The following is a 13,677-nucleotide window of genomic DNA, read 5'->3' on the forward strand; positions in this document are numbered from 1 at the left end:
AGTGACCGCCGCGCGCGGTCCGGTCAACCGCCGACGAAAAATGCGGCGTGCGATGTCGGGGCGGCTGGACCGCAAGCGTCCTTGGGCCGAACAGTCCTTCCAGCAAGACGGAGACCCGCCATGGCCTTCACGCCGCCCGCCGCCGCTCATGAACTGACCCTGACCCGGATCATCGACGTCCCGGCCGACAAGCTCTTCAAGTGCTGGACCACGCCAGAGCTGCTGCCCAAGTGGTTCTGCCCCCCGCCCTGGCGCGTGTCTTACGCGCAGATGGACGTCCGCAGCGGCGGAAACAGCTACATCGTCATGAGCGGCCCGAACGGCGAGGAAATGCCCAATCCCGGCGTCTATCTGGAGGTGATCGAAAACGAGCTGATCGTCTTCACCGACGCTTTCACCAGCGCCTGGGTTCCCTCCGAGAAACCGTTCATGGTCGGCGTCGTCCGCTTCGAGGACCTGGGCGAGGGCAAGACCCGCTACACCGCCACCGCCCGCCACTGGAGCGCCGAGGACAAGGCGACCCACGAGCAGATGGGCTTCCACGAAGGCTGGGGGATCGCCGCCGACCAGATGGCCGCCCTGGCCGCGACGCTCTGAGCCTCAGGACTCCTGGTCCACCCATTGGCTGAGATCCAGGTCGATCTCCTCGGCGCGCTTCTCGGACCGGCGGGCGACCGCCTTGGCGTCCAGCTCCTTGGCGGTCTTGCCGCCGGCGGCGCGCAACGCCGCGACCAGGGCGTCGCGCCGGTAGGTGAGCGCCTGGTCGACCGCCGTCCGGCCCTCGTCGTCCAGGCGGTTGACGTCGTAGCCGGCCTCCAGCAGCACCGGGACGCTGCGCGGGTTCATGCAGCCGGCGGCCAGGGTGTGCAGCGGTGGCCAGGCGCTGAACGCCGTCGGTGGGTAGTCGGTCGGCAGGCCGGCCCGCAGCAGCAGGCGGCCGGTCGACGGCTTGCACGGATTGCCCAGGCCCGCCCAGTTGAACCAGACGCGGCCCGGCTCCTTGGCCTTGGCCGGCTGGTAGCCGGCGGCGATCATCATCGTCAGCACGTCGTCATAGCCGGTGTAGACGGCGCTGGCGAAGGCGTCGTCCAGGGTCTGGCCGCCGCGCAGGCGCACCGCCTCGGCCGCCAGCAGGGTCATCGCCGCCAGCTTGGCCGGCTCGGGACCGGCGGGCAGGGAAGAGGTGTCGACGTCGGCGTCTAGGAAATTCCGGCTCTGGCCCGGCGGCGGATTGCCGAGGCCGCCCAGGCTCCGTAGAGCGGCTTCGGGCGACTCGATCCCCGCTTCGGCCAGCAGTCGCACCGTCGCCGCGTCGCCGCGCAGGGCCGCCGTGGCGATGGCGAAGGATCCCCCGCCCGCCGCCGCCGGATAGGCCGCGCCGGGACGCGGCGTGGCCGTCGGTCGATACGCGCCGGCATAGAGCGAGGGGGCGTTCGTTTCGGCCGCCCGCGCCTCGCGCGCGCCACGGGTCACCACGAGTTGGACCATGTCCGCCGATCCGGTGGTCGAAGCCAGCCATAGCAGGGTCGGCTTGCCGCGCTCGCGCAGGTCGGCCGCCTCGGCGATCTGGGCCTGGAAGCCGGCGACGTCGCCGGCCGTCACGGCCGCCTCGAGGCGGGCGCGTCGCGCCGCCGCCGCCTCGACGCAGGCCAGCAGCCGCGCCTCGTCGCCCTTGCGCGCCGCCGTTCGGCAGTCGTCCAGCTCGCTCGCCGGCAGCAGATTCAGGTCGGCGCCGTAGTCGCGCAGGAAATTCAGCGCCTCGGCCTTGCGCCCCTTCGCCGCCGCCCGCCACAGCTCGGCCTCGGCCGGACTGCGGGCCAGATCGGCGCCGCGGCCGGCGGCATAGGCCAGAACCAGATCGCCCCGGCCGGCCGCGCGCAGCTCGTCGAACACCGCTGAGATCCGCCAGTCGTCCGCTCCGGCGTGCGGCAGCAGGCGATCGACCGCCTCGCGGTCGCCCGCCTTCAGCGCCGCCGACAGGGCGACGTGCACCTCGTCCATGCCGTCCAGCATCGTGCCGCCTGGCTTGATCGTATGCAGCAGGCCGGCCGCGCCGGCCGCATCCAGCTGGTCATAGGCCCGCTTCCTGGCCAGCAGCCCGGCCCAGGTGCAGCCGCGCACGGTCGGCGACTCGGGAGACAGGCCCTCGTCCCGGAAGTCGCAAAGCCCCGTGAAGCCGGTCATGAGCGCGCCCTTGGCGGTCATCAGGGCGGCCAGGCTCGTCTGGCCGCGCTCGATCGCCAGGGCCAGTGGCGCCGGGCCGTCCTCCGAGCGCAGGTTCGGATCGGCGCCGCGTTCCAGCAGCCCCCGCGCGAGCGCCTCGTCGCCATTGGCCATGGCCCAGCCGAGCGCGGTCTCGCCCAACGGGTCCCGGGCGTTGACATCGACGTCGGTCGGCAGGGCCTTCAGCTTGGAAACGTCCCGCGAGCGGGCCGCCTCGGCCGCCGTGCGCACCGGCCCTTCGTAGGCGCCGGAAGGCTTGCCGTCCTCGTCGAAGCAGATGTCGGCATAGGCGAAGCCCGGGTTGGCGATCATGGCGCGGTTATAGGCGGCGATGAAATCCTCGGACGCGCCGCTGTGCTCGGCGTCGCCCGGCATGATCACGTCCTGATTCACATGCCATTTGCCGATCATCTCGCGCGACCAGGTCCGGCAGGCGACGCCCGGCAGGTTCCAGCCTGTCGGCATGGGGCCGATGTGGTTGGTCCCGCCCAGTCGGAAGTCGCCGCGCAGGATGGCGGCGGCGGCCTCGGCGGCGGGATCGCGGGCGTTCAGGCGCGCCACCCGCTCGCGCAGCTCCCGGCAGCGGCGGTCGTCGCCCCAGCACGACGGCAGGGCGTGAGGGCGCCACGGCTGCGCCTTGATCCATAGGCCTCTCAAGGTGGCGCTCTGCGCGCCGCAGGCAGCCGCCTGGGCCGAGGGCGAGATGCCCGCCAACGCTTCGACGCAAGCCTCCGACTGCCTGGCGACCGGGGCGGACAGGCCGGCGTCGGGAACCATGATGGTCGAGACCCGCCCCGGCGCGCCGTTGAGGCCCGCGATATAGGTGGTGATGGACTGCGGCGGCCTGGGCGCCAGCGCCGCGGCCTTCAGGGCCTGGGCGCCGGCCTCGTCGCGGACCACGCCGCGCAGGCCACGGGCCTTGAGGATCGCCAGGGCGTACTGGGCGTCGGGTTCGCCGCGCCCGCTCTGGGCCTCTAGCTGGCGGACGGGCGAGGTCAGGGCCAGAACCACGGGCTGGACGGCGGGCGACGCCGGTTTGGCCCCCCAGGTGGGGCTCGCCGTCAGGCCCACAATTCCGCCGGCCAGCAACAGGCCCGCCGTGAAGACTTGCTTGTACACGCTGCGCCCCTTCAACCGAGGCGCGTAGTTTCATCATTCAATGTACAGGCGTCAACTGGCCTCGCTTCAGCGCCCCTGACCAGCCAGTTTCTCGTAGTAGTCGGCCAGCACCTTGAAAGCCGCCTTGCGCCGGCCGGTGGGCGAGATCAGGCCCTTGCGGTTCCAGCCCTGCTGGTAGACCGGATGCTGGCGGCGGGGCGAGCGGAAGTCCTTGAGGATCCAGGGCGACATGCCGCGCAAGGACGGGGCGTTGGCGGCCATGGCCAGGGTCTGGACGTAGTAGCGGGCCTGGAAGTCCTCGGAGAACTTGCGCATCAGCACCGGGTCGCTGAACCCGGCCAGGGCGTCGGCGCCGAACTCGGAGAACACCATCGGCTTGTCGGTGGCCCGCCAGGTGATCTTGGAGACGGCGTCCAGCGGGTCGTCGCCGTACCAGCCGGCATAGGTGTTGACCGCCAGCACGTCGAGCTTGGCCGCCAGCGGATCGTCGATCCACTGCTCGGCATGACCGTCCACCGTCTTGCGGGCCGCCAGCAGGGCGGCGGTGACCAGGCGGGTGTCGTCCAGGGCGCGGACGTCGTCGGTCAGGGTGCCCAGGAAGGCGTTGCGGGCGTCGCTGACCGGGGTCTCGTTGGCCACGCTCCACAGCACGATCGAGGCGCGGTTGCGGTCGCGGCGGATGGAGTCGGCCAGCATGTCGCGGGCCAGCTTCAGGGTGCGGGGATTGTCGAAGGCCACCAGCCAGTAGATCGGGATCTCGCTCCAGACCAGTAGGCCCATCTCGTCGGCGACGCGGGTGGTGACCTCCGAGTGCGGATAGTGGGCCAGGCGCACGAAGTTGGCGTGCAGGCCGTCGCGCGCCTCGCCCAGCAGGGCGCGGGCGTTGGCCTCGGTGATCGTGCGGGCCGGGTTCTCGCCCAGCTCCTCCTCGTGCAGGCAGATGCCGCGCAGGAACACCGGCTTGCCGTTCAGCAGGATCTCGCCGCCGCGCACCTCGATGGTGCGGAAGCCGACGCGGTCGGTCAGCACGTCGTCGCCGGCCTCGACGCGGACGTCGTAGAGCGCCGGCGCGCCGGGGGCCCAGCGCTTGAGGCCCTTGGGCGCGGGGGCCGACAGCGTCGCCACGCCGTTGGCGCCCGCCTGGCCCGTCAGGTTCAGGCCGGCGACCTTGACGCTGACCGTCTGGCCGGCCGCCGATGGGCCGTCCAGGCGCACGTCGGCGGCGATCGTCTTGCCGTCGCGGGTCAGCCGCACCCAGGCCTCGTCGACGAAGGTGGACGGGGTGATCACCAGCCGCACGGGCCGGGTGACGCCGCCATAGTTCTCCCAGTCGGTGACCGGCGGCGGGGCGCCGTCGGCCGACGGCGTGGAATCGACGCCGACCGTCACCTGGTTCTCGCCGGCCCGCAGCAGGCCCGTCACCTCGAACGAGAACGGCGTGAAGCCGCCCTCGTGTTCGCCTACGGCCTGGCCGTTCAAGAACACCTTGGCGGTGTAGTTGGCGGCCTCGAAGCGCAGGAAGGCGCGCTGGCCGGGCTTCAGGGCGACGCTGTCGAACCGCCGCTGGTACCAGACCAGGCCCTGGTAGTGGCGCATCTCCGGCGCATGGGTCAGCCACGAGGCGGGCAGGGTCGCCGTCGGCGAGCGGCGCATGTCGTATTCGTAGAGCGCCTTGGGATCGGCGCGGGTCACCTGGTCGACGTCGCTGTCGTCATAGCGCCGGTGGCCGACGCCGGGCGGGCCGCGATGGAAACCGGCGACGCCGTCGCGATAGGGATCGACCGAATAGTTCCAGGTTCCGGACAGGTCCTGGCCGGCGCGCAGGTCGGCGCGGTTCAGGGTGGGGCCGGCGAGGGCCGCCGAGGTCGCCAGGAACGCGGCCGCGACCGCCAAGGCCCATCCGAAGATCCGCCGCATCCACCTCTCCCTGTCGCGCAACGCTGGTAATGCCGGCGTCGTCATTGGCGGGGATATTGGTCAGGCCAATGTCGGGTTGTCCAGCGCCGCGAGATGCGGGGTCACTTCGCCCGCGCCAGCCGCTCCACCGCCGCGTCCAGCACGTCGTCGGCCTTGGCGAAGCACAGCCGCAGCACGTTGGTGACCGGGTCTTCCGCGTAGAAGGCCGAGACCGGGATAGCCGCCACGCCATGCTCGCGAACGGCTCTGAGCGCGAAGGCGCGGTCGGGCTCGTCGATCCCTGAGGCCGTAAGGTCCACATTGAGGAAATAGGTCCCGCCGCTGTCGAGCACCGCGAAACCGGCCTCCCGCAGCCCCGCCGCCAGCCGGTCGCGCGAGCGCTGCAGGCCGGCGGGCATGGCCGTAAACCAGTCGCCGGGTTCCTCCAGCCCGAAGGCGACGGCGGCCTGCAGGTTGGGCGGGGTGGTGAAGGTCAGGAACTGGTGGGCGCCGGCCAGGGCCTTGGCCAGCGGCGGGGCGGCGCACAGAAAGCCGACCTTCCAGCCGGTCATGCCGAACATCTTGCCCGCCGAGCCGATCTTCACCGTCCGCTCGCGCATGCCGGGGAAGGTCATCAGCGGCCTGTGGGCGCGGCCGTCGAAGACCACGGCCTCCCAGACCTCGTCGCAGACGGCCGTGACGTCGAAGCGCACGCAGAACTCGGCCAGCAGCGCCAGGTCCTCGTCGGGGGTGACGACGCCGGCCGGGTTCAGCGGGCTGTTGAGCACGACGAGCCTGGTCTTCTCGCTGAACACGGCCTCCAGCATCGCCCGGTCGAACCGCCAGTGCGGCGGCGTCAGGCGAACGAGGCGCGGGATGCCGCCGGCCCGTCGCACCATCGGCAGGTAGGCGTCGTAGAGCGGCTGGAACAGCACCACCTCGTCGCCGGGCGAGATCAGGCTCAGGAACGCCGCCGCCAGGGCCTCGGTCGCGCCCGAGGTGACGATGATCTCGCGGTCGGGGTCGAGGTTCAGGCCCTGGGTGCGGCCGTAGTGGGCGGCGACCGCTTGGCGCAGCTGGGGCAGGCCGCGCATCGGCGGATACTGGTTGGAGCCCTCGATCAGCGCCTGCCCGGCCTTGCGCCGCAAGGCGATCGGCCCCTGGTCGTCGGGAAAGCCCTGACCCAGATTGATCGCCCCCAGATCGCGGGCGAGGCCGCTCATCTCCTCGAAGACGGTGACGGGCAGGTCGGCGAAGACGGGGTGGACCATGGGAGGCTCGGGCGGTGTGGGCGGGGACCATGGCTTGGCGAGGTCGAGGCGCCAAGACTTTCCGCCGCGCCGGCCCCCTCCGACCCTCCGGGCCACCTCCCCCAAAGGGGGAGGATCTTCGACGTCAAGATGCTCCCCCTCTGGGAGAGCTGTCGCGGAGCGACTGAGGGGGCGCCGCAGGCGGCAGGCAACCTCTGCCGCACCCTACGCATTTTCCTGACACCCGAGGGCGAACAGGAGAATGACGGCATGAACGGCGTGGGTTTCATCGGCGCGATCATCATCGGCGTCTTCGCCGGCTGGCTGGCCGAGAAGATCATGAAGCGCGATCATGGGCTGCTGACCAATCTGGTGGTCGGCCTGGTGGGCTCGCTGATCGGCGCCTTCCTGGCGAGCATGGTGGGTCTGGGGGCGACTGGATGGCTGGGCAGCCTGGTGATCTCGACGATCGGCGCGGTGGTGCTGCTGGCCCTGCTGGGTCTCTTCCGCCGACGCGCCTGAGGGTGGCGCGCCCGAACATGAAACGTGTCCTGACCGCCGCCGCGGCCCTGGCCCTGCTGGGCGTCGCGGCCTGCGGCGAGCGGGCCAGGCTCGACGTCGCCGCCGGCACGGGCCCAAATCCCCAGCTGCCGGCCCCCAAGAAGACCCTGCTGCCGACGCTGAACATAGCGCCGGCCAAGGGCTGGCCGGAAGGCGCGACGCCGAAGCCGGCGCAAGGCCTGGCGGTCAAGGCCTTCGCCGACAAGCTGGACCATCCGCGCTGGATCCAGGTCCTGCCCAACGGCGACGTGCTGGTGGCCGAGACCAACGCTCCGCCCAAGCCCGAGGACAACAAGGGCCTGAAGGCCAAGATCCAGGCTGTCGTCATGAAGCGGGCGGGGGCGGCGACCAAGAGCGCCAACCGCATCACCCTGCTGCGCGACACCGACGGCGACGGCGTGGCCGACCTGCGCGCGACCTTCCTGTCGGGGCTGAATTCGCCGTTCGGCATGGCCATCGTCGGCGACGCCTTCTACGTGGCCGACACCGACGCGGTGCTGCGCTTTCCGTACAAGGGCGGCGAGACGACGATCACGGCCAAGGGCGTGCGGGTCACCGACCTGCCGGCCGGGCCGCGCAACCACCACTGGACCAAGAGCCTGATCGCCAGCCCCGACGGCAAGCGGCTCTACGCCACCGTCGGCTCCAACAGCAACGTCGCCGAGAACGGCATGGCGGCAGAAGAAGGGCGGGCGGCGATCTGGGAGATCGATCTGGCCACCGGCGCCAAGCGACTGTTCGCCAGCGGCCTGCGCAATCCCAACGGCATGGGCTGGGAGGCCTCGACGGGCGCCCTGTGGACCGTGGTCAACGAGCGCGACGAGATCGGCAGCGACTTGGTCCCCGACTACCTGACCTCGGTGAAGGACGGCGGCTTCTACGGCTGGCCCTATAGCTATTACGGCGCCCACGTCGACAAACGGGTCGCGCCGCAGCGGCCCGACCTGGTGGCCCGGGCCCTCGTTCCCGACTACGCGCTGGGGCCGCACACGGCCTCGCTGGGCCTAACCTTCGACGCGGTCTCGGCCCTGCCGTCGCCGTTCAAGGGCGGGGCTTTCATCGGCCAGCACGGCTCGTGGAACCGCCGGCCGCACAGCGGCTACAAGGTGATCTTCGTGCCCTTCGCCGGCGGCAAGCCGTCGGAGGCGCCGCGTGACGTGCTGACGGGCTTCCTCAACGACGAGGGCGAGGCCCTGGGCCGCCCGGTCGGCGTGGCCTTCGACGCCAAGGGCGCGCTGCTGGTCGCCGACGACGTGGGGAACGTGATCTGGCGGGTGAGCGGGCGGTAGGGGCCGGGCGCCAAAGCCCAAACGAAAAAGGCCGCCGACCCTTTCGGATCGGCGGCCTTTTCATGTCCCTGAAGATCCCCGAAGGGCCAGGAAGACTAGTCTTCCTTGACGCGCTTCTTGCGGAACGACGGGTTCAGGGTCTGCTTGCGCAGGCGGATGTTCTTCGGGGTCACTTCCACCAGCTCGTCTTCCTCGATGTAGGCGATGGCCTGCTCGAGGGTCATCTTGCGCGGCGGGGTCAGGCGGATCGACTCGTCCTTGCCCGAGGCGCGGACGTTGGTCAGCTGCTTGGCCTTCATCGGGTTGACGTCCATGTCATCCTGACGGGCGTTCTCGCCGATGATCATGCCCTGGTAGGTCTTCTCGCCGGCGCCGACGAACATGGTGCCGCGCTCTTCCAGGTTCCACAGCGCGTAGGCCGCGGTTTCACCGTCCGAGTTCGAGATCAGCACGCCCTTGCGCTGCTGGTCGATGGCGCCCTTGTAGCCCTCGTAGTGGCTGAACACGCGGTTCAGCACGCCCGAGCCGCGGGTGTCGGTCAGGAACTCGCCCTGATAGCCGATCAGCGAGCGCGACGGAGCGGTCAGCTGGATGCGGGTCTTGCCCGCGCCCGACGGACCCATGTCCTTCAGCTCGGCCTTACGCAGCGACAGCTTCTCGATGACGATGCCCGAGAACTCGTCGTCGACGTCGATCATGACGTCTTCCATCGGCTCGAGGCGCTTGCCGGTTTCCGGATCGGCCTGGAACACGACGCGCGGACGCGAGATCGAGACCTCGAAGCCTTCGCGGCGCATGTTCTCGATCAGGACGCCCAGCTGCAGTTCGCCGCGGCCCGACACTTCATAGGCGTCGCCTTCGGTGCTCTCGGTCACGCGGATGGCGACGTTGCTCTCGGCTTCCTTCAGCAGGCGGTCGCGGATGACGCGCGACTGGACCTTGTCGCCTTCGCGGCCGGCCAGCGGGCTGTCGTTGACCGAGACGGTCATCGAGATGGTCGGCGGGTCGATCGGCTGCGAGGGCAGGGCCTCGGTGACTTCCAGGGCGCACAGGGTGTCGGCCACGGTCGCCTTGGACATGCCGGCGATGGCGACGATGTCGCCCGCTTCCGCGCCCTCGTCGATCGGCTGGCGCTTCAGGCCGCGGAAGGCCAGCACCTTGGTGATGCGGCCGCGCTCGATTTCCTTGCCGTTGCGGTCCAGGGCGTGGATGGCCATGCCCGGGACGGCCTTGCCGCTTTCGATGCGGCCGGTCAGCAGGCGGCCCAGGAACGGGTCGCTTTCGATCAGCACGTTCAGGATCTGGAACGGCTCGTCGCGCTTGGCGATCTGCTTGGGTTCCGGCACGTGGCGCACGATCAGGTCGAACAGCGGGGCGAGGTTGTCGCTGGGCACGTTCATGTCCAGCGTGGCCCAGCCCGAGCGGCCCGAGGCGTAGATGTGCGGGAAGTCCAGCTGCTCGTCCGTGGCGCCGATGGCGGCGAACAGGTCGAAGGCGGCGTTGTGCACGCGGTCCGGATCGGCGTGGGCGCGGTCGACCTTGTTGATGCAGAGGATCGGGCGCAGGCCCATCTTCAGCGCCTTGGTCAGCACGAACTTGGTCTGCGGCATGACGCCTTCTTCGGCGTCGATCAGCAGGACGCAGCCGTCCACCATGCCGAGGATCCGCTCGACCTCGCCGCCGAAGTCGGCGTGTCCGGGGGTGTCGATGATGTTGATGCGGGTTTCGCCCGCTTCACCGTTCCACAGGACGCTGGTGCACTTGGCCAGGATGGTGATGCCGCGTTCGCGCTCCTGGTCATTGGAGTCCATGGCGCGTTCGGTCGTCGCCTCGTTGGCGCGGAACACGCCAGACTGGGCCAGCAGCTGGTCGACGAGGGTGGTCTTGCCATGATCGACGTGCGCGATGATGGCGATATTTCGCATGGACATGGGAGGACGGCGGGCTTTCGGAGAAAAATCGGATGAGACGCTGCGCGCGTCAGGCGCGCGGCTTTTACGCGACTGCGCTGCGTTTATCCACCCCGCCCAAACGGCGCCTTATGTCGCGGTTACCGGTGTCACGCCGCAAACCCTTATTCCTACCGGGTTTGGGGTGGTTTCTGGCGGTTGTCGTTTCTTGGGCAACTAATTGTGCAGCGCAGCAATGCCTATTTTATAGTCAAGCCTGAAGATCGACGTTCTCCGATCCTTGCTGTGCAAAGGGTTGCTACCGGATGTCGCAGAAAATTCGACAACGTTGTCCAACTTTCCGCTTGCTCGATTTCGCAGCGCACCCTATAAGGAAGGTGTGAGGCGGCGCTGCCGCTTCTGCCCTTCCTGGGCGTTTCCTCCCTAATGAACTAGCCCGGCCTTACCGCCGGGCTTTTTTTTGGCCCGAAGCCGGCGAGGCGCGATTTTGCAAGCCTTTGCGGCGGTTTGCGGGCGTTTGACCCGTGATTGGCCGTTTTCGCCGGCCGCGTGGGCGCTATTTCAGCCCCGACCAGTCGGCCCTGGCCAGCAGGGCCGTCAGTTTCTCGACATGGACCTTGAGCGTCGCCAGCCCCTCGGTCGGCTCGCGCGTCGTCTCGTTCATATAGAGCGAGCGGTTGATCTCGATCTGCAGGGCGTGGGTGCGCCGGGCGGGGCGACCGTAGTGTTCGGTGGTGTAGCCGCCGGCATAGGGGGCGTTGCGGGCCACCCTGTACCCCATCTCCTCCAGCGCCTGCTCGACCAGCTTGGTCAGTTCGGGCGCGCAGGCCGCGCCGAAGCGGTCGCCCAGCACGATGTCGCACGGGCCGCCGCCGCGGGCCCGCGAGCCGCGCGCCGCGGCCGCCGGCATCGAATGCCAGTCGATCAGCACCGCCAGGCCATGGGCGGCCCGCGCCTGGGCCAACAGGCGGGTCAGCATGTCGTGATAGGGACGGTGGGCTCGCTCGACCCGGGCCTTGGCCTCGTCGAAGGTCAGCTTGCGGGCGTAGATGGGCCGGCCGTCCGCCACCCGGGCGATGGCCCCCAGGCCCGCGGCGACCCGGGCGGTGCGGCCGCGCGCGAACTCCGGCAGGTCGCCGTCGAACATCGCCGGGTCCATCTCCCACGGGTCGCGGTTGAGATCGATATAGGCCCGCGCCAGCCGCGCCCGGATGGTCGAGACGCCCTGGGTCGGCGCCCTGGCGATCAGTCGGTCGACGAAGGCGTCCTCCGAGCCGCGCAGCACGTTCTCGGGCAGGCGGGCCGCCGCCATCATCTCCGGCGGGTACAGGGCCCCCGAATGGGGCGAGGCGAACACCAGGGGCGTCGGGGCGCTCTGGCCCTCGGGCGTGGCCCGCACGGCCTCGTACGCCGGCTCGCGCCCCGTGGCGGCGGTCGCGCCGGCCTGGGGCGAAGCGGTGTCCGGGGTGATCGGGTCCCATGCGTTCATGCGTCACATAGTCGAGAACCCCGGGCTTGCGGTCAAATGTCCTCGCGCCCTGTCGTATCTGTGGACGGTCCGCGCCGGTTCACCGGCGATTTACCGTCCCGGGCCTAGATTCGGCTTTCCAGAGACGAGATCCAACGGACACTGACCGACATGGCCCGCATCCTCCTCGCCGAAGACGACGACTCGCTGCGCGGCTTCCTCGCCCGGGCGCTCGAACGCGCCGGCTTCGAAGTCACCGCCTGCGCCGACGGCGAAGAGGCGGTCGGCCACCTCGACCACCCGTGGGACCTGCTGCTGACCGACATCGTCATGCCCGGCATGGACGGCATCGAGGTGGCGCGCCAGGCGGCCGCCCGCGACCCGGACCTGCGCATTATGTTCATCACCGGCTTCGCCGCCGTGGCCCTCTCGGCCCAGGACCGCGCCCCCGCCGGCGCCAAGGTTCTGTCCAAGCCCGTCCACCTGCGCGACCTCGTCTCCGAAGTCGAAAAGATGATGGCCGCATAAGCCTCCACAGCCTTCCGCGAAACTTCTCCGAAAAAGTTTCCTCGGCGGCTTGCGCCCCGGCCAAGCCGCCGCTATACCCCCACACCTTCCCGGCCGGGACGCCTCCTCGAGGCGCTTCGGATCGCTTCGGCGGACGCGTAGCTCAGCGGGAGAGCACTACGTTGACATCGTAGGGGTCACAGGTTCAATCCCTGTCGCGTCCACCATCCCCTCTCTTTAAAATCAGAGACTTGCGCCGAGCGCGCTGACGCGGGGTTTCCGCGAGCTTGGCGGCTCAGTCTTCGTCGCGGACGAGCGAATAGCTCGTGCTGCGGCCGCCGCCGGGGTCCTTGGCGAGAACGCCTCGCCGCACGAGATCGTCGATGTCGCGACCGGCCGTGTCCTGTGAGCACTTGGCGATGGTCGCCCATTTCGACGAGGTCAGTTTGCCCTCGAAGCCGTCGAGCAGTCGGTTCAGCATGAGGCGTTGTCTGTCATTGACGCCGACGAGGCCGCTCTGTTCCCAGAAGCGAGCCTTGTTCAGGACCGCGGCCAAGATGGTTTCTGCGCCGTCGAGCGCGCGATCGAGGCAGGCCAGGAACCACGCCAGCCAGGCCGTGACGTCGAGTTCGCCTTTCTGGGTCGCTTCCAGCTGGTCATAGTATGCGGCGCGTTCCAGGCGGATTTGGGCGGACATGCTGTAGAAGCGTTGGGGGCTCCGTTCCGAGCGGGCCAGGGCCATGTCGGCGATCGCGCGAGCGACACGGCCGTTGCCGTCCTCGAAGGGATGGATGGTGACGAACCATAGATGGGCCAGTCCGGCCTTGATGACGGGGTCCTCGGTGGCGTCCGTGTCGAGCCAGGCGAGAAAGGCGTGCATCTCGTTGTCGAGGCGCGCCGCGACCGGCGCCTCGTAGTGCACCCTTTGTCCACGATAGCCTGAGACGACTTGCATGGGATCGGACGATGGCGGTCGCCAGGCGCCGACCGTGATCTTTTCGATGCCGCTCCATCCAGTGGGAATAAGAGCCGCGTGCCAGCCGAACAAGCGCTCGGCGGTGAGGGGGGCGTCGTAATTCTGGGTCGCATCGAGCATCATCGTGACGACGCCCTCGACGTTGCGGTCGGTCGGCGTGACGGCGCCGGCGTCCAGGCCGAGGCGACGGGCGATGGAAGAGCGGACCTGCTGCTTGTCGAGGATTTCACCCTCGATCTCGCTCGATTTCAGAACGTCTTCGGTGAGCGTGTGAAGAATGGCTTCTTCGCGGAGTTCAAAGCCGAGGGCTTCCATTCGCCCGATCAGCCGACCCTGATGGTGGCGGACGGCCGCGAGTTGGTCGGCTAGGGCATGGCGGCTCCAGCCAAAGTTCGGCCAGTTTGGCCGCTCGTGGATATATCGCACCATTCTCCGCACTCCTTGCGGAGAATGTGGTTCATTATCTCCGCAGGCTCAA

The 13,677-nt window shown here is 69.5% G+C and carries 10 protein-coding genes and 1 tRNA gene; 5 read left to right on the top strand and 6 right to left on the bottom strand.

Translation table 11 applies throughout. The features are described from left to right. Positions 1-120: 120 nt before the first annotated feature. Complete coding sequence (locus tag AC07NS_RS07970; RefSeq protein ID WP_494602622.1) at positions 121-597, top strand: SRPBCC family protein; 477 nt, start codon at positions 121-123, stop codon at positions 595-597. A gap of 3 nt (positions 598-600) precedes the next feature. On the opposite strand, the gene AC07NS_RS07975 is transcribed toward AC07NS_RS07970, so the two are convergent. The 3 genes from AC07NS_RS07975 to AC07NS_RS07985 form a co-directional block, all read right to left on the bottom strand. After that, the gene (locus AC07NS_RS07975; protein ID WP_494602623.1) at positions 601-3,342 is read right to left on the bottom strand and encodes an ankyrin repeat domain-containing protein; all 2,742 of its coding nucleotides are present in this window, start codon (positions 3,340-3,342) and stop codon (positions 601-603) included. Positions 3,343-3,408: 66 nt separating this feature from the next. Next, positions 3,409-5,259 carry a glycoside hydrolase family 2 protein gene (locus tag AC07NS_RS07980; RefSeq protein ID WP_494602624.1) on the bottom strand — a complete coding sequence of 617 codons (1,851 nt, stop codon included), beginning with the start codon at positions 5,257-5,259 and terminating at the stop codon, positions 3,409-3,411. A gap of 101 nt (positions 5,260-5,360) precedes the next feature. Continuing rightward, positions 5,361-6,509, bottom strand: coding sequence for an aminotransferase (locus tag AC07NS_RS07985; protein ID WP_494602625.1), 1,149 nt, complete (start codon positions 6,507-6,509; stop codon positions 5,361-5,363). 249 nt (positions 6,510-6,758) lie between these two features. On the opposite strand from AC07NS_RS07985, the gene AC07NS_RS07990 reads away from it, so the two are divergent. Together AC07NS_RS07990 and AC07NS_RS07995 are read left to right on the top strand one after the other, a co-directional pair. Next, positions 6,759-7,010, top strand: a complete 252-nt coding sequence (locus tag AC07NS_RS07990; protein WP_110119265.1) for a GlsB/YeaQ/YmgE family stress response membrane protein — start codon at positions 6,759-6,761, stop codon at positions 7,008-7,010. Between the two features lie 17 nt (positions 7,011-7,027). Next, entirely contained in the window at positions 7,028-8,338 is a 1,311-nt protein-coding gene (locus AC07NS_RS07995; RefSeq protein ID WP_494602626.1) for a PQQ-dependent sugar dehydrogenase, read from the top strand. Positions 8,339-8,433: 95 nt separating this feature from the next. On the opposite strand, the gene typA is transcribed toward AC07NS_RS07995, so the two are convergent. Together typA and AC07NS_RS08005 are read right to left on the bottom strand one after the other, a co-directional pair. Continuing rightward, positions 8,434-10,269, bottom strand: coding sequence for a translational GTPase TypA (gene typA, locus AC07NS_RS08000; RefSeq protein WP_494602627.1), 1,836 nt, complete (start codon positions 10,267-10,269; stop codon positions 8,434-8,436). Positions 10,270-10,804: 535 nt separating this feature from the next. Then, on the bottom strand, positions 10,805-11,737 hold the full coding sequence (locus tag AC07NS_RS08005; protein ID WP_494602628.1) for an N-formylglutamate amidohydrolase: 933 nt from the start codon (positions 11,735-11,737) through the stop codon (positions 10,805-10,807). A gap of 150 nt (positions 11,738-11,887) precedes the next feature. On the opposite strand from AC07NS_RS08005, the gene cpdR reads away from it, so the two are divergent. Both cpdR and AC07NS_RS08015 read left to right on the top strand, forming a co-directional pair. Beyond that, entirely contained in the window at positions 11,888-12,244 is a 357-nt protein-coding gene (cpdR, locus tag AC07NS_RS08010; protein ID WP_110119269.1) for a cell cycle two-component system response regulator CpdR, read from the top strand. Positions 12,245-12,375: 131 nt separating this feature from the next. Further along, positions 12,376-12,450 (top strand) — tRNA-Val (locus AC07NS_RS08015). A gap of 68 nt (positions 12,451-12,518) precedes the next feature. On the opposite strand, the gene AC07NS_RS08020 is transcribed toward AC07NS_RS08015, so the two are convergent. Continuing rightward, positions 12,519-13,628 carry a Fic family protein gene (locus tag AC07NS_RS08020; protein WP_494602629.1) on the bottom strand — a complete coding sequence of 370 codons (1,110 nt, stop codon included), beginning with the start codon at positions 13,626-13,628 and terminating at the stop codon, positions 12,519-12,521. Positions 13,629-13,677 lie beyond the last annotated feature (49 nt).

It is taken from the genome of Caulobacter sp. GW821-FHT10A10 (assembly GCF_059415745.1).